The organism is Paraburkholderia strydomiana (genome assembly GCF_046030495.1).
In the GTDB taxonomy this organism is placed as follows: Bacteria; Pseudomonadota; Gammaproteobacteria; order Burkholderiales; family Burkholderiaceae; genus Paraburkholderia; species Paraburkholderia strydomiana_A.
In genome coordinates, this window is the sequence record NZ_JAQQCJ010000034.1 from 26,623 (window position 1) to 42,411 (window position 15,789).

The following is a 15,789-nucleotide window of genomic DNA, read 5'->3' on the forward strand; positions in this document are numbered from 1 at the left end:
GGTCACTGGTTCTTTATGAGAGTTTCGAGCGCGCCCTTGGACGACTCCACGACGCTGATCTTCATCGACATGTCCACCTGCAAGCTCGTCGTCTCGATCTGCATCTGCATCGACGACGCCGCGATCTCGTTCAACGTCATCTGATTGGCGTTGTTGAGCATATAAAGCGCGTCGTTCGAGACTGTCTGGAGCGCCTCGTCCTCGCTCAGCACCAGCTGCGAAGCGAGCGAGCCGGCGTGGCTGCCGTGCGGCTGCGGCGGCGCCAGCACGCCGCGCTGCATCATCTGTTCGAAGCTGGCGACCTCGTGCGGCGCGGCATGGATTGGCGGCAGCGCCGCGCCAGACGCACCGGCGCCAGCGCCGGCCGCGCCTTGCATGAGCATCTGCGGCAGTTCGAGCATGGGTAGGCTGAGATTCATTTTCTACTCCGGATCGGATCGCGCTCAAAGACGCAGGTACTGACCTTCTTCAGCGTTGGCGAAAGAAGCGTGCGCCGACTCACCTTCGACCGCCTCGTTCGGGTGACGGATGCCAAGCCGCTCACGCAAGCGGCCGAGCGATTCGGGCACCTGGAACGTGCCGGACGCTTGCGCATCGAGCTGCGCCTGCTGCAGATCCGCGCGCAATTCGATCGAGTCGAGCAGCAGGCGCGCGTCCTCGGTGAGACTGCCGTCGTCGTCACGCATTTGCCCGGCGACGATGCGCCAGTCGGAATTGCCACTCGCGTTCAGGCAATACGCGAGCATCGCCTTGCTGCCCGGCATGCACTTGCCTTGCGACGCAAGGCCTTCGAACACCGCTATCGCGTCGATCCAGTTCCGATGCACGATATGCACGAAGCCGTCGTAAAGCGTCAGTTCGGGGCGGCCGAGCCGCAGCACATGCAGCGCGTCGAGCAGATGCTCGGCCTCGTCGCTACCCATGCGCGGATTGGGAAACTGGTCGAGCAGCGCAAGCCGAACGACTTCGCGCAACGCGCTCACCAGCTTGTTGCTGCACTTCGCGTATTCAGGTTTGCCGTCCATGTCTGTTTCGCCTTTGAAGAAGTGAACAAATGAATATCGTCGACGTGCTCAAGGTAGCAAACCCGCAGCGGCCCACCCATGCGTCGGGGCGAAGCGACCCTCAGGATTGCGAAGCCTACAGAGCCGCGAAGTGTGCCTCGGCGTATTCCGTTCATTCGCCATGAAGCGGCCCGCGCCATGTGTCGCGCCGCCTTGTCGCTGATCGCTGAACCCGCTTCGGACTGATCAGCCGGTCTTCGCGCGCCGCCCGTCTTGCTAGACGCTGTTCACCTATCGTCGAGCCATGCGTGAGAAACGCAGCGTGCCCCCGGGACCGGGCGGCCTAACGGAAAGCTCATGAGCGACGAAAAAACCGAACAGCCCACCCGGCGCAAGCTGAAGGACGCGCGCAAGAAAGGCACCGTGACGAAAAGCGGCGACCTCGTCGCGGCCCTGCTCGTGCTGGTGGTGATCGCGATCTGCAAGTTTGCCGCGCGCCCGCTCCTCGACGGGCTGCATCAAACGATAAATCTCGCGCTCGATTTCTGCTCGACCGACCGCTCCACGCAGGCGCTTGCCTCCGCTCTGATGCATATGCTCGCGACCGGCGCGATTGCGTGCTGCGCGGTGAGCATTGTGGCGATGCTGACCGCCGCGCTCGCGATCGGCGCGCAAGTAGGCGTTCAGGTCGCCTTCGATCCGGTAATGCCTAAGTTCGATCGACTGTCGCCCGCGACAGGCTTCAAGAAGATCTTTTCGAAGCGCTCGATGATCGATCTGCTGAAGATGACGATCAAGGCGCTGGTGGTCGGCGTTGCCTTATGGAAGACGATGGTGTCGATGTTTCCGCTCATCACCACCGCCATGTACGAGCCTCTTGCGCTGCTTTCCTCGATCCTGTGGAGCGCGCTGCTCAAGGTGCTGTTCGTCACCGCCGTGCTGTTTCTGGCGATCGGCGCCGTCGACTGGAAGATCCAGCACTGGCTGATGCTGCGCTCGCAACGCATGTCGAAGGACGAGGTGAAGCGCGAGATGAAAGAGCGGGAAGGCGAACCCAAGCTCAAGCGTGAGCGGCGCAAGCGCGCGAAGGAAATGGTCAACGGCGGCGGCGACCGCCAGGCGGCTGTCGCACGTTCGAACGTGGTGGTGGTCAACCCGACTCACTATGCCGTCGCGCTGCGCTATGCGCCCGACGAATCGCCGTTGCCGGTGGTGCTGGCTAAGGGCGTCGATGCCGACGCACTCGAGATTCGCCGGCTCGCCGCGCAGTTCGACGTGCCCATTGTTGCCAATCCGCCCGTTGCACGCGCGCTCCACAAGGTCGACGAACACGCGTCGATCCCGCCGGAACTGTTCCAGGTGGTAGCGGCAATCCTGCGCTGGGTGCAGTCGATGCGGCCGCCGCCCGTGCCTGAGTCCGTGCGCGCGGCGTCCGCTGACGACACCGCGGGCGGGGAGGCACCTCTTCACGACCCGCGATGAATCACGAGTCCCCTCGAAGCCCCTGGAGCCAAGCATGCTCAAGACCCTGAAGTTCCCCGCCGGCGGCGAAATCGGCATCGCGCTGGTGGTCGTCGCGATCATCTCGCTGATGATCCTGCCACTGCCTCCGGAAATAATCGACGGCTTGCTGTCGGTCAACATCTGCATCAGCGTCGTGCTGCTGATGGTCACCATGTACGTGCCGTCGATCACCCAGATTTCGTCGTTCCCGTCCGTGCTTCTGTTCACGACGCTCTACAGGTTGTCGCTGAACATCGCGTCTACCAAGTCGATCCTGCTGCACGCCGACGCGGGTCACATCATCGAGAGCTTCGGCGAACTGGTGGTCGGGGGCAATCTGGTGGTCGGTCTGGTGGTGTTCCTCATCATCACGACCGTGCAGTTCATCGTGATCGCCAAGGGCTCGGAACGGGTCGCCGAGGTCGGCGCGCGCTTCACGCTCGACGCGCTGCCGGGCAAGCAGATGAGCATCGACGCCGACTTGCGCGCGAACCTGCTGACGCCCGACGAAGCGCGCCGCAAACGCGCGCGGCTAGCGGTCGAAAGCCAGCTATACGGCGGCATGGACGGCGCAATGAAATTCGTGAAAGGCGATGCGATCGCGGGCCTCATCATCACGCTCGTCAACATGGTCGCGGGCATCGCGGTGGGCATGGCTTATCACGACATGAGCGCGGCCGACGCGGCAAACCGCTTCTCGATTCTGTCGATAGGCGACGCGATGGTCTCGCAGATTCCATCGTTGCTGATCTCAGTGGCGGCCGGCGTGATGATCACGCGCGTGTCCGACGAGACATCGGAAAAAAGCGGCCGCTCGCTCGGCGACGAAATTTTGCGCCAGGTAGGCGGCAACTCCCGCGCGATGTACTTCGCCGCTCTGCTGCTGCTCGGCTTCGCGGCGGTGCCCGGTTTTCCGTGGGAACTCTTTCTGCTGCTGTCGGCGGCTCTCGCGTTCGCCGGTTACAAACTGGCGCGGCGCCCGGACGGCAGCGCCGCGCAGCAATCAGGCAAGGCAGTCATGGCGCTGCAACGCGCGGGCTCGAAGGGCGACGCGCCGACCATACTCAAGCACGCGCCGCAGTTCACCAGCGCGCTCGGCGTACGGCTCGCGCACGACCTGGCCGAGCGTCTGTCGCCCGCTGCGCTCGACGCGGCCTTCGAATCACAACGCACCGCCTTGCAGGAGGAGATCGGCCTGCCGTTCCCCGGCATCACGATGTGGACCGCCACCGATCTGGAAACCGGCGAATTCGAGGTCCTCGTGCAGGACGTGCCGAGCGCGCGTCTGCGCATTCCGCAGGGCAAGGTGATGGTGCCGGGCGCCGCGTCCGACCCCGCGCTCGCCGCGCTATGCGAGAAGGCGGGTCCGGCGGGCGGCATGCCGGACAGCTACTGGGCGCCCGAACGCCAGGCGCCGGGCGGCGCGGTGCTGTGGCGCGCCGAACAGGTGATCGCAAACGACACCATCGGCCTGTTGCGGGCTCGCGCGAAACTGTTCCTCGGCATTCAGGAAACGCAGTGGGTGCTCGACCAGTTGGGCGCGGAATATCCGGGTCTCATCGCCGAAGTGCAAAAGGCGTTGCCGCTGCAACGGATCGCCGACGTGCTGCGCCGCCTGCTGGAAGAGAACGTGCCGATCCGCAACGCACGAAGCATCATGGAAAGCCTCGTGAACTGGGGGCCGAAGGAAAAGGACATGCTGATGCTCACGGAGTACGTGCGCGGCGACCTGTCACGTTTCATCGCCTACCGGGCGAGCGGCGGCGCGCCGACTCTCGAAGCAGTGCTGTTCACCAACGAACTGGAACAGCACATCCGTCAATCGATCAAGCAGACACCCACCGGCAACTTTCTCGCCCTGCCGCCCGACCAGGTTCGCGCGCTCGCCGAGCGCATCGCCACCTATGCCGGCGACACGGCGCGCAGCGACGTCGCGCTCGTCACGTCGATGGATATACGCCGCTATGTGCGGCGCATGATCGAGGCACACATCCCTTGGCTGCGCGTCTACTCGTATCAGGAACTCGGCGAACATGTCGAACTGCGTCCGCTCGGACGTGTCGCGCTGTAAGGAGCGGCCATGGACGGCTCCCCGATTACATTGCGCATTCTCGCGCCCGACGACGATTCCGACGGAAGCAGCCGCCACGCACCGCGCGCGCGTATGCGGCGCGGTATCGACTATCGCGAACTCGTTCGAGAGGCACGCTTGCGCAGCGAACGGGCCGCGCTACGCGAGGCGCTGCGCGCGCATGGAGAACGGCCGCCGCCGGCCGGCGCTGCCCCCGAACGCGACGGCCGCGACATCGGGCCGTACTGCACGGCCTCAAGCGCCGCCGGTGGAGTCGCCGCCTGCGTGGACGAGCGCGATGAACCTGAAGGCGAAGATGAAGACGAGGACGACCTTCTCATGAGCGGCGCCGACGGCACTAATCCACACGCGGCTCTGGCGCGCGCGCAGGCGCGGCATGAGGCCCGGGAACGCCGCATCGAGGCACACGCCGCGCCGTTCGTCGCCGCGCTTGGGATCGAGCAGTTACGGCTCACCCAACTGATGAGTTTCGTCGCCGCGCACGTCGCCGATTTCTGCAGCGACGACGCAGTGGTGGAGAACGGCAACTGGAGCTTGACGCTGAAGCTCGACGACGCATTGCTGCCCGGCTGCATGCTGCATCTCGATCTTTCGCGTTTCTGCCTGACGCTTCGCTTCGACGCGGCTTCGAACAGCACCCGGCAACTAGTATCCCGACATGCACACGTACTGAAGGAACAGTTGACCAACCTGCTCCTTCAACTCGATACACCCCGGGACGTGTCGATCGAAACCGCGTGAGCGCCTTCCGATTGCCCGGCGAAGAAAACTCCCTTCAACCGATTAACGAGTATCTGGCTCGTCTCTACATGGACCGCACAGCGACTTCCGCACGTCACCTCGTCAGCTCGTTGCATGATTCCGCGATCGCACTTCCCTCGATCGATCCCGCCATCGCCCGCCTGACGCGGCTTTTCTGCGACGGGCGCCTCGAGGAGCGCTTTCGCCAGGCGCTCGACATCGCCGATTGGCATGTCGGTCACGGCATCGGGGACGGCGCCCCGCAGAACGCCTGCTGGATCGATCTGCAATACGAAGGCGGTCTCGCCTCGATCGGCCTCGATCCAGCGCAATATCCCGCTCTGACCGCGGCGGCAACCAGCGTCGCCCACGATGACGCGTCCGCGACGGCTCCGCTGCGCTGCGCGGTGGCCGCGCTACTGCTTGCGCCGCTGATCGATGCACTCGACACACTCGGCGCGCCCGGTGTAGGCGTCGCCGCCTTGGGCCGGCGAGCCCCGGACGGCCCGACGCTCGACGTGCGCTTCACCCGTCACGCGCAGCGTTTCGAATGCCGACTCGGCAACGTCGATACCGCCTGGCTCGATCTGCTCGAACGCCAACTGCGCGCGCACCGGCTGCCCTTCACCCAGCGCGTGAGCGGCATCCGCGTACCCGGCTATCTGATCGTCGGCGACAAGAAGCTGCGCATCGGCACGCTGAACCGGCTACGCTCCGGCGACGTGATATTGCGCGCGCTCGCCCCCTCGCTGCGCGGCCTGGACGGCGCGAGCGGGCCGGTGGCGGACCTCGAGCTTCGCTGGGGGCCGCCAGGAATGCATCAGTTCGTCGCACGCGCGACGCTCGACGGCAAACAGCTTGTCATCAACAGGGACCCCGACATGACCTACCGCAACGATCGCAGCGACCTGCCCGCCATGGAACCGGACGTGGGCACTTCCATCGACGAACTCGACTTGCCGGTGAGATTCGAAATCGAAACCGTGACGCTGCCGCTGGTTCAGCTGTCGGCGTTACGTGCCGGCTACGTACTCGAATTGCCAGGCACGCTGCGCGATGCACGTGTGCGGCTCGTGTCCTACGGCCAGCTGATCGGCGTGGGAGAACTCGTCAGCGTCGGCGAACAACTGGGCGTGCGCGTCATCGAGATGTTCGGCAGCCATGACGCAGATTAACGACCTCACCGCGCTACTCGTCGCGGTCATTGCGATCGGCCTGATTCCGTTCGTCGCGATGGTCGTGACCTCGTACGCGAAGATCGTCGTCGTGCTCGGGCTGTTGCGCAACGCGCTCGGCGTGCAGCAGGTGCCGCCGAACATGGTGCTCAACGGCATCGCAATCCTGGTCACGCTGTACGTGATGGCGCCGATCGGCATGAGCGCGGGTGAAACGATGCGCCACGAGACACTGGCGTCCTCGCCCGCGCAGGTGATGATCCAGGCGTTCGGCGCTTCACAGGAGCCGTTCCGGCAGTTTCTGAAGAAGCACTCGCGCGAACGTGAGCGGCTGTTCTTCCTGCGCTCAGCGCATGTGATCTGGCCGCAGGCTCTCGCGAACGAATTGCGGGAAGACGACCTGATCGTGCTGGCCCCCGCCTTCACGCTCACCGAGCTCGCCGACGCGTTCAAGATCGGCTTCCTCCTGTACATCGCGTTCATCGTGGTGGACCTGATCATTGCCAACGTACTGCTGGCGATGGGGCTCAACCAGATCCAGCCCACCAACGTCGCCATTCCGTTCAAGCTGCTGCTGTTCGTCGCCATGGACGGCTGGTCAACCTTGATTCACGGCCTCATTCTCACCTACAAATAGGCGCGCCTCATGAAAACGGAAGATCTGATCGGCCTCACCACCCAGGGGCTGCTGCTGTGTCTGTATATCTCACTTCCGGTGATCGTGGTGTCGGCGCTGTCCGGGTTGATTGTCGCGTTCGTCCAGGCGGTGACGTCGCTACAGGACCAGACCATCTCGCATTGCGTCAAGCTGTGCGCGGTCACCGGAACAATCGTGCTGACTGCCGCGTGGAGCGGCTCGACCATCCTGCGTTTCGCGATGCGCCTGCTCAGCGTGGCCGTGCCGACATGAGCACGGCCGATCGCTACACGCCTGCGGGCGCGGCAGTTCAGGAAACCTCCGCAGCGGAGCACGAGGGCGCCATTCATAGCCGCAGGCATGTTAGCCGTATACCGCGGTCCTACCGCAACAGTCTGTTCCGGCACGCCAGTGGCCCCGCGCCGCATCATCGAGCGACCAATGCGGTTCAACTGGAACATCTTCTGCATGGTGCGAAGTCGCCGACGCATGCGCCGGGCAAACACGACGAGCGCGGACAACCCCAGCATCAGCAGAAGCACAAGCAACAGCAGCCGCAGGACCAGAATCAGCATCAACGCCGCCGGCAGAAGCAGAGGCCGTCACCCGAGCATCCGCAGCGCGGCCCGCATCGTCCGGTGCGCACGTTGCGGTGGCACGTGGCTCACGCCGCACGCGATCTGCCGACCGCACAAACAGGCGCGCTTAGCCGATGGCCGGACCAGCGCGAAGGCAACCACGGCGACAGTCGTGATCAAAACCGCGACGAGCAACGTCCCGGTGCGATGAGGAAACGCGTTCTTGCGCTCGGGCGCATCAACACGGCCGGGCGTACCGAACTGCAGACAGTTGCGGCACGCACGCACGACCAGCCGCTCGTGTATGTCGACGCAATGCGCGAGGCCCTCATCCGGCAACGTTGCGCCGGCCATGACCCGCACGCCGTTACCGAGGATGTGCTGAAAGCGCGCACCCTCGCGCTCGACTACACAAAGACGGGCTACGACGACCTGCAAGGTTTCCTGCGCGATTTCCTGCGCTTTAGCGCCGGCAGTGGGGCAACTGGCGCGCTGACGCCGCTTTGCGCGTTTCACGATCTGCGGACCTCGAGCCCGACTCTGCGGCAACGCTCGCTGAGTCAGCACAACGCGCTCGGCATGTCGCGCTGGCGTGTCGCAGACGGCAGCGCGACCGGCGCGATCGCGCCGGAGAACGAATCGAGGCGCGGCACCAGCCATGCACAGGCATTTGACAACGATAGCAGCGCGGCAGCCGGCGTTCCGCGCGGAAGCGGTTCGGGGCCTGCGTCATAGCTTCGCAATCCGGATTGAATACGACCGCCGCTCGCGTAATGTTAAGCCTGCAACGCCGCGATGCACCACGGCCCGGCGAACGTGAAGACTGCCTACTGAACGAGAGTTCCAATGAAGATCCTGCGCATCCTGACCGGCACCCATGCGGGTATTCAGGCGCGCCTGACGCCGGGTCGCTACCGGATCGGCAAGGCGGACGACACCGACATCTGCATCACCGACTGGGACGACGACGAAGTCGTCATCGAACTCGACGAATCCGGCGTGATCAACGCGCGGCGTTCGAACGCGTCCGACGCCGATCAGTCGGTGGTGATGATTCCGGATTTCGTACCGTTTCCGTTCGGCACCACGGTGCTGTGCTTTGGCGGCGAAGACGCGACATGGCCGCCCGATATCCAGTTGCTCGCCAGCATGTACAACGGCACCGGCGTGCCAGGGGCGCCGCCCCACGGCGCGGGCGCGCCGGATGCAGAGACCGGCGCAAGGCAGCGTGCCTTCGGGAGCCGCCGGCTACGCGTGGCGGGAACCGTCGCGCTGGTTGGCGCGCTCTTCATCGCGGGCGGCTCCGTGCTCGCGAGCGTCCTGTTCGGCCAGCCGTCCGTAGCGGTTTCGCACTCCGCGCCCGAGGTCGCCGCCACGTTGCGGCGGCAGTTGCACGAAGCCGGCCTCGACGGGCTGCGGGCACGCCCGCAAGGCGGCACTGTCGTGGTCGACGGCATGGTAGACGACGCATCGCAAGACATCGCCGCGCGCTCGATCCTGACGCGAAGCGGCTTTCATGCGATTGCCCGTCAGTACGACGTCGCGCATGCGGACGTCGCGAGCATCGACGAACTGCTCGCCACCGACGGCATTCACGTGAGCTATGGCGGCAACGGCGTATTCCAGGTGGCCGGCGTCGTGCCCTCGCTCACGCGTTTCGAGGATGCGCTCAATCGCTTGCGCGCGGACCTGGACGGCAACGTCAGGCGGCTCGACATCGACGTGACGGAAGCGCCCGCTGCGTCGACGGTGGTCTACACGGCCATGCTCGAGGTAGGGAACACGCGCTACATGGAGACCCAGGACGGCGTGAAGCACGTCTTCGTAGCGGGCACAGCCAATGCCGCGAGCGGCCCGCGCACGTTGCGCGAATCGATCACGCCGAGCCACGGCGATGTTCATTGAAACCAGTCTCACTCAGGAGAAAAAACCATGTACGAAGCACTGGAAGCCCTCATTGACGACATGAACCGGCTAGAAACCACGCTTGCGCGGGGTCACGCCGGCGCAAGCGTGGCCTCGATCGCCGCCGCATTCGAGGACTGTGCGCAACGCGTGAGCGATGCCACCTCGGCCGCGACAGGCGAAACCGAACGCGCGGCGCTGCAAAAAATCTATCGCGGACTGATCGCGGGCCGGCGGATCGTGCATCAGTTGAACGAACTCGCTTTGACGGACATGGCAGTCAGTCATTGAGCCGGTGTCAGCAAGGAAGTGGCAGCAAGCGGGCCGGCGCCCGCCGCAGTTTCTGTAGTCCGTAGTCCGTAGTCCGTAGTCCGTAGTCCGCAGTGCGCAGTTTTTGTTGTTGAACCCCGGTCGTTTCAGGTAGGTCTTTGAAGCTGGTCTTTTTAACCTTTACCCGTTGGAGGCAGTGATGTCTTTTGGAGCCGCAGCAGGCATGGAAGCAATGATGTCCACCATGGTGCCCTTGATGATCGAAAGCACGATGATGCAATTGATGATGTCGCAAATCCAGATGGTCAGCAACATCGCCAAGACCGGCGCGCAGGACGCCGAAGAGGATTCGAAGAAGGGTTGATGTCCTCGCGGATTGTGCAAACGCGGTCTGCGCCGCGTTTGCACTCCGGACAGTCATGAAAGCGCTGCGCCTCGGGTGAGTCGACATGAGCATCGAACGATTTGCGGAAGTGCTGCGCGACGCGTGTGGCGTCGTCGGACTGCCCGACGCGGATTACGTACTGGAAACGCGCATGATCGAAGTGGAAGGCTTCGATGTGCGGCTTGATCATTTCGAAAACGACCCGGAAGCGATGTACGTGAACTTCCATTACGGCACGGTCACCGCTGGCCGCACATTGGTCATATTCCGGCTGATGCTGGAAGCGAACCTTCTGATCTACGCACAGGACCAGGCGCAGCTGGGACTCGACTCGCGGACGGGCGGCATTATCCTGATTCTGCGTCTGCCGCTCACGCCCGACGTCGACGGCACCGTAGTCGCCGATCTGGTGACCCACTATATCGAACACGGCCGCTACTGGCGCAGCAACATTATCGAATCGAGCGACGAGATGTTCGCGGGCATCGTCAATGGCGACTATCACTGGCTGCGAGCCTGAGCGAGGCAGACGTGCCCAAACCGTCGCCGCGCCTTCTAGTCCGGCAAGAGCCGCGGCACCAGTACGGCGACCCAGGCCAACGGCGCTTTGACTGCCTGTTGCGCCACGCCTGCCTGAGCGATGGGCGGCCTTTCGATCATCAGCAGGCCGTCGCCCGGATCGAGCGCCATGCGCACCACGTCGATATCCGCCCCGTGCCATTCGACCGCGAGCACCACCGGACCGTGCCCGGACATGGAGGCTAGCGAAGGCAGGATGCGCACCGCGACGTCGGCGTCATGCCGCGCGTTGCCCGCCAGCTTGTCGCGGCCGCCGGGTGCCTCCGGGCCGGACGGCGATGCTTCCGGGAGTTCGCTTGCACCCGCATCGACGGCAACCGCGCCGGTGGAAGCAACGGGCCGCTGTGCCTTGCTTTCGTAGCCTACCGCGACGCCGTCGACACTGAGCAATTCACTATCCGCGAGGACGCGCGCGCCGCTCGCATGACGTATCGCATCGGCTGCGGTTTTCACCGACGCTCCCTCCAAAAGCACATGGCTTGCGTCCGACATGCCGAGCGCGCTCAACGTCTCAGGACGCACCGCGGCGATCAGCAACCGGATCCCGACAAGTTGCTCGGGCCGGTCGAGCGCCGCCACGGCGTGCGCGTCGTCGTCGAGTCGCGGCGGACGGTCGCGAATGAGCACGGCGTTCGTGCGCGGATCCGCGGTGATGACCGGTAATGGCGCTTCATAGTCGATAACGTCTGCCCGGATGTCGCCGTGCGGATCGAGCACGCTCGCGGCGCGGCTTGCGATCCCGAGCACCACGTTGCTCCTGTCGTTGGTGAGCGCGGTGCGATCGGTAGCGGTCCCATACCGGAGCGGCACGATTCGAACCGAGGTTTTCACCCGCCTGCGCGCCGCCGTTTCCAACTGTTGCGCGGCACGCTCGACCAGCGACAGATACGCCGCGGGTGCACGCAGGGTAACGAGTCCATGCGCGGGGGCGTCGACGCGCAGCGGGAAACGCGGGTCATCGTTGCCGGTCCGCGCGAGAAGCGCGCGCAAATCCGCGCTGCTTGCATAGTTGAGGCGAAACACGCGCGTCGGCTGGGCGCGCGCTGAGTCGACATGCAAAACAGTGCCGTCGTAAAACCAGGCGAGATCGAACGAGCGGGCAAGCACTTCAAGAAAGCGCTGCGGCGGCATGTCGAAGCGGCCTTCGACACGGCCGGTCAGTTGCGCGCCGCACGCCACCGGCACTTGCGTTTGCTGAGACAGATCGTGCAATACGTCCACCAGCGGTGTGCCGCTCGTCGAGTAATGCAATTGCGCGGCATGCCATGCGGGGAGCGCAATGCGACCGCAAGACTCGCGTTCGCATAACCGCGATGCATGGGCTGCATGGGCCGAGCGTTTAAGGCGCGCTGCGGGAAGCGGCTCGGCCGCCTTGGCCGTGTTCGCAGTCACGGCCTCGCGCCGCGCGCCGTCCGGATGAGCGGAGCCGGCCGCAACGCCGGCACTCCACAGCCAGGCGAGCGCCAGCGCAATGCACGGGCGCGCCACGATGCGCGTCAACGCTTCAATGCCAGGATTTCATCGCCGCCGATGTCGACCATCTCGGACGGCGCCGGCGCTTCGCTCAAATTGAGCCGATAGCCCTTACCGTAGACGGACTGGATCACCCAGTCGATCTGCATGCTCTTCAGGCTCGCGCGCAGGCGGCTCACGTACATGTCCACCGAGCGGCTCTGCGAACTGCCGTCCCAGCCCCAGACGACCGAATGCAGGTCTTGCCGCTGCACGACGATGCCGCGATGCGACGCGAGATGCCACAGCAGATCGAACTCCTTGGCACCAAGCGTATGCACGATGTCGCCCCGGCTGATAGTCAGATTTGCCCGGTCGAGCAGATACTGACCGACGATCATCCGGCGGCGTTCACTGCCCGCGGTCTGAAATCGCCGTAACAACGCGCGAATACGCGCGAGGAACACGAGTCTGTCGACCGGCTTGACGAGGAAATCGTCGGCGCCCGTGTCGAGAATCCGGACGATCTCCTCTTCGTCGGAATGGACTGTCTGGAAGATCACGGGCACGGTGGAACGAGAGCGTCCACGCACCCAGCTCAGCAGCTTTTCTCCGGACATGCCGGGCACGTCCCAATCGAAAATCATCAGGTCGGCCCAGTGGTCCGACAGATGGTTGCGTGCATCCAGCCCGTCGTTGAACGCCTCGACCTGATACCCCTCGGCCTTCAGCCACGAGACCAGCACCGCTTGCTGGATCAGATCGTCCTCCAACAATACGATTCGAGTCTGATTACGCATCATAATTGCACTCCGACGGGGTGCCTCCCTATACCATCGGCGCCCTCTATCAATCGGAACGGCCACGCGGCGGGCGCTCGAACGCCGCATGGCCCAAGCCGCCGGTACGCGTGCCGACCGGCGAGCGTGGCCCGGTTCGGTGCAATGACAGACGCGGCAAGCGCACCACAAAATCCGTTCCCGCATCGCGATTTGCTTCGGCATGCAAAGTACCGCCGTGCAATCCGACGATGCGCGCGGACAGCTTCAAACCAATCCCGAAGCCGCCAATGGACTTGGGGCCGAGCCCATCGAAATCGGTCATTGCGCCGCCCGCGGATAAGCCCGGCAAACCACCGGCTTCATCGCTCACAACGATAACGGCATGCTCGGCGGTGATCTTTAGCGACACCGTTACACGACCGCCGGCTCGCGATGCCTGGATCGCGTTGTCGATCAGGTTCTGCAATGCGCGCATCACGAACACCTGCACGCCGCTCATCCACACTGCGGGTTCATCGGCAATCCATAGACGCAGTGCGACATTGCGATACACAGCCGCGACTTCGAGCTTGGGAATCACGCTGCGCACCGCGGCGCGCAGATCGAAGCGGCAGAAGTCGCGGTGGCGCAGTGCGCCCGCCACGGACGTGAAGATGAACTGGTCGCCCAGCGAAAGCGCATACCGCGCGAGTTCGGCAATGCGTTGCATGCCGCCGCAGTCCTCGAAGGCCTGCGGGTCCTGTTCGTGCAACTGCGTGAGCGCCACGATCGAATTTTGCGGCGAGCGCAAATCGTGGGACAGGAAGCGCAACGATTCCGCGCGATTGGTCAGCGCCCGGCGCATATCGGTCATGTCGGACACTCGCAGCAATGCCGCGACCCTTCCAGCATTTTTTGCCGGTTCCAGCCGCAGCCATAGCCAGCGATCGGTAAGCGCGACTTCTACGCCCTCAGCGAGAGCAAGCGTTGGCGACTGGTCTTTCTGTCCTTCGTCCGACGGTTCATGCGCGGGCTCAAGTTCTGGAATCAGCGCGCCGAGCGCTGTCCCTGTTTCGATATGGCGCCCTAACAGTCGCGCTGCGCCGCTCGTCGCAAAGAGAACCTGATAGCGGGCGTCAAGGGCGATCGTGCCCCACGGCTCGCTGTCGAACAGCGTTTGCTCTTCGCCTTGAGCCACGTTCCCGATGATGGCTGCCGGCACAGCGTACTGGCCAGAACGAAGCAAGACTGACATCTCCTCTTCCTCGATCATTTAGCAGATCATAAGTGAACAATTGTCAGATCATATAGCGAAACATTCCGTAATGAGCCATGGCTCGACAGGCGACCCGGCTCTCTTACAAACGCATTTCAACACCGCGAAATGCGTGGCTTGTTCACGATCATGGCATTGTTGCCGCCAGCGCCGAGTCGATAACGCGAAGCAGCAGGCCTCCATGCGAACGCCGCATACTCCGATGCGGATGCCGCATCGCGTCCGATTTTTGGCGCCGCTACAGTGCGGCGAGGCATGACGCGAACGGATGTCGACGTCCCTCACGCGCCGCTCGATGGGTACCGTGGCCCGCGTCGGCAACACGCGCGCGATGCCGCGTTCCGAGCAAATGCTGGTTCGCGCCGGCTGCCGCAGGCGCGAACCGTTCGGTCCGATCCGGCTCGATGCCGCACAATGCGGCGCACGCCGCTTCGAATAATCTGCTGAAGTCAAACGGGGATATACATGAAACAAAAAGCTCTGCTGTCCGCACTGACCGCTGCATGGCTGCTGATTGGGGGCACCACGCACGCCGCCGAACAGGCGACGCTCGACAAGATCAGGAGTTCGGCGGTGATCAACCTGGGCGTGCGCGAATCGTCCATTCCGTTCTCGTACTACGACAACAACCAGAAGACAATTGGCTACTCGCAGGACATCGCGATGAAGATCGTCGACGCGATCAAGGCGAAATACAACCTGCCGAATCTCACGGTTCGCCTGATCCCGATCACGTCGCAGAACCGGATTCCGCTCGTGCAGAACGGCACGATCGATCTCGAATGCGGATCGACGACTCACACCTTTGCACGCGACAACCAGGCGGCGTTCTCGACCAACATCTTCCTGTACGGCATTCGTTTCATCACGAAAAGCAACTCGGGCATCAAGGATTTCGGGGATCTCGCGGGCAAGGTCGTCGCGACCACGGCGGGCACGTCGGACGAACGGATGCTGCGCATGATGAATGAGAAGGACCATATGAACATGGAGATCATCAGCGCGAAAGACCACGCGGAATCGTTCCTCAATGTGCAAACCGGACGTGCGGTGGCTTTCGTGATGGACGAGCCGTTGCTCTATGGAGAACGCGCCAAGGTCAAGAATCCCGAGGACTATGCCGTGCGCGGCACCCCGCCCGTCACTGAGAACTATGCGTGCATGATGCGTAAAGACCCGGAGTTCAAGGCCTTCGTCGACAACGTGATCACCACAATGGAAACCTCGGGCGAGGCCTTGAAACTCTACGACAAGTGGTTCACGCAACCGATCCCGCCCAACAACATGAATCTGCGCTATCCGCTCAGCCAGGAACTGAAGGAACTGTTCGCTCATCCCAACGACAAGGCATACGATTAACTCGCGTGTAGTCGTCCGCGCATAAAAAAACCGCCGCAAGCGACTCGCGTCGCAGGCGGCGGAAAGGGCAAC

The 15,789-nt window shown here is 63.7% G+C and carries 18 protein-coding genes; 13 read left to right on the top strand and 5 right to left on the bottom strand.

The genetic code is table 11. The features are described from left to right. Positions 1-2 precede the first annotated feature (2 nt). Together PQQ53_RS31410 and PQQ53_RS31415 are read right to left on the bottom strand one after the other, a co-directional pair. Positions 3-419, bottom strand: a complete 417-nt coding sequence (locus tag PQQ53_RS31410) for a hypothetical protein (RefSeq protein WP_408328460.1) — start codon at positions 417-419, stop codon at positions 3-5. A 24-nt stretch (positions 420-443) separates the two neighbouring features. Further along, the gene (locus PQQ53_RS31415; RefSeq protein ID WP_408148679.1) at positions 444-1,025 is read right to left on the bottom strand and encodes an HrpB1 family type III secretion system apparatus protein; all 582 of its coding nucleotides are present in this window, start codon (positions 1,023-1,025) and stop codon (positions 444-446) included. A 336-nt stretch (positions 1,026-1,361) separates the two neighbouring features. On the opposite strand from PQQ53_RS31415, the gene sctU reads away from it, so the two are divergent. The 11 genes from sctU to PQQ53_RS31470 all read left to right on the top strand — a co-directional run bounded on the left by sctU (position 1,362) and on the right by PQQ53_RS31470 (position 10,810). After that, entirely contained in the window at positions 1,362-2,486 is a 1,125-nt protein-coding gene (gene sctU / locus PQQ53_RS31420; RefSeq protein ID WP_408328463.1) for a type III secretion system export apparatus subunit SctU, read from the top strand. 34 nt (positions 2,487-2,520) lie between these two features. Beyond that, complete coding sequence (gene sctV / locus PQQ53_RS31425) at positions 2,521-4,578, top strand: type III secretion system export apparatus subunit SctV (RefSeq protein WP_408328466.1); 2,058 nt, start codon at positions 2,521-2,523, stop codon at positions 4,576-4,578. A 30-nt stretch (positions 4,579-4,608) separates the two neighbouring features. Beyond that, a complete protein-coding gene (gene sctP, locus PQQ53_RS31430; protein ID WP_408328469.1) occupies positions 4,609-5,340 on the top strand; it encodes a type III secretion system protein SctP in 732 nt (243 codons plus the stop codon). Beyond that, complete coding sequence (sctQ, locus tag PQQ53_RS31435; RefSeq protein ID WP_408328472.1) at positions 5,337-6,515, top strand: type III secretion system cytoplasmic ring protein SctQ; 1,179 nt, start codon at positions 5,337-5,339, stop codon at positions 6,513-6,515. Before sctP ends, sctQ begins: the two co-directional genes overlap by 4 nt. Further along, on the top strand, positions 6,502-7,152 hold the full coding sequence (gene sctR / locus PQQ53_RS31440) for a type III secretion system export apparatus subunit SctR (protein ID WP_408148669.1): 651 nt from the start codon (positions 6,502-6,504) through the stop codon (positions 7,150-7,152). Before sctQ ends, sctR begins: the two co-directional genes overlap by 14 nt. A gap of 9 nt (positions 7,153-7,161) precedes the next feature. Beyond that, positions 7,162-7,425: a type III secretion system export apparatus subunit SctS gene (gene sctS, locus PQQ53_RS31445; RefSeq protein ID WP_408148667.1), complete on the top strand. Its 264-nt coding sequence runs from the start codon at positions 7,162-7,164 to the stop codon at positions 7,423-7,425. Then, positions 7,422-8,465: a hypothetical protein gene (locus PQQ53_RS31450; protein WP_408148665.1), complete on the top strand. Its 1,044-nt coding sequence runs from the start codon at positions 7,422-7,424 to the stop codon at positions 8,463-8,465. The genes sctS and PQQ53_RS31450 overlap by 4 nt, the downstream gene beginning before the upstream one ends. Before the next feature lie 111 nt (positions 8,466-8,576). Continuing rightward, positions 8,577-9,635 carry a type III secretion system protein gene (locus PQQ53_RS31455; protein ID WP_408148663.1) on the top strand — a complete coding sequence of 353 codons (1,059 nt, stop codon included), beginning with the start codon at positions 8,577-8,579 and terminating at the stop codon, positions 9,633-9,635. A gap of 27 nt (positions 9,636-9,662) precedes the next feature. Next, entirely contained in the window at positions 9,663-9,926 is a 264-nt protein-coding gene (locus PQQ53_RS31460) for a type III secretion system protein (RefSeq protein WP_408148661.1), read from the top strand. 178 nt (positions 9,927-10,104) lie between these two features. Beyond that, on the top strand, positions 10,105-10,269 hold the full coding sequence (locus PQQ53_RS31465) for a hypothetical protein (RefSeq protein ID WP_408148659.1): 165 nt from the start codon (positions 10,105-10,107) through the stop codon (positions 10,267-10,269). An 85-nt stretch (positions 10,270-10,354) separates the two neighbouring features. Beyond that, on the top strand, positions 10,355-10,810 hold the full coding sequence (locus PQQ53_RS31470; RefSeq protein WP_408148657.1) for a CesT family type III secretion system chaperone: 456 nt from the start codon (positions 10,355-10,357) through the stop codon (positions 10,808-10,810). A gap of 35 nt (positions 10,811-10,845) precedes the next feature. Here the strand turns inward: PQQ53_RS31470 and PQQ53_RS31475 are convergent, their stop codons facing one another. Genes PQQ53_RS31475 through PQQ53_RS31485 form a run of 3 tightly spaced genes read right to left on the bottom strand, consistent with a single transcriptional unit; the run spans position 10,846 to position 14,328 of the window. Beyond that, a complete protein-coding gene (locus tag PQQ53_RS31475) occupies positions 10,846-12,369 on the bottom strand; it encodes a secretin N-terminal domain-containing protein (RefSeq protein ID WP_408328474.1) in 1,524 nt (507 codons plus the stop codon). Beyond that, positions 12,366-13,121 carry a response regulator transcription factor gene (locus tag PQQ53_RS31480; protein ID WP_408148732.1) on the bottom strand — a complete coding sequence of 252 codons (756 nt, stop codon included), beginning with the start codon at positions 13,119-13,121 and terminating at the stop codon, positions 12,366-12,368. Before PQQ53_RS31480 ends, PQQ53_RS31475 begins: the two co-directional genes overlap by 4 nt. A gap of 49 nt (positions 13,122-13,170) precedes the next feature. After that, entirely contained in the window at positions 13,171-14,328 is a 1,158-nt protein-coding gene (locus PQQ53_RS31485) for a sensor histidine kinase (protein ID WP_408328477.1), read from the bottom strand. A 298-nt stretch (positions 14,329-14,626) separates the two neighbouring features. On the opposite strand from PQQ53_RS31485, the gene PQQ53_RS31490 reads away from it, so the two are divergent. Continuing rightward, positions 14,627-14,797 carry a hypothetical protein gene (locus tag PQQ53_RS31490; RefSeq protein WP_408148651.1) on the top strand — a complete coding sequence of 57 codons (171 nt, stop codon included), beginning with the start codon at positions 14,627-14,629 and terminating at the stop codon, positions 14,795-14,797. Positions 14,798-14,823: 26 nt separating this feature from the next. Continuing rightward, the gene (locus PQQ53_RS31495) at positions 14,824-15,717 is read left to right on the top strand and encodes a glutamate/aspartate ABC transporter substrate-binding protein (protein ID WP_408328479.1); all 894 of its coding nucleotides are present in this window, start codon (positions 14,824-14,826) and stop codon (positions 15,715-15,717) included. Positions 15,718-15,789: the final 72 nt, after the last annotated feature.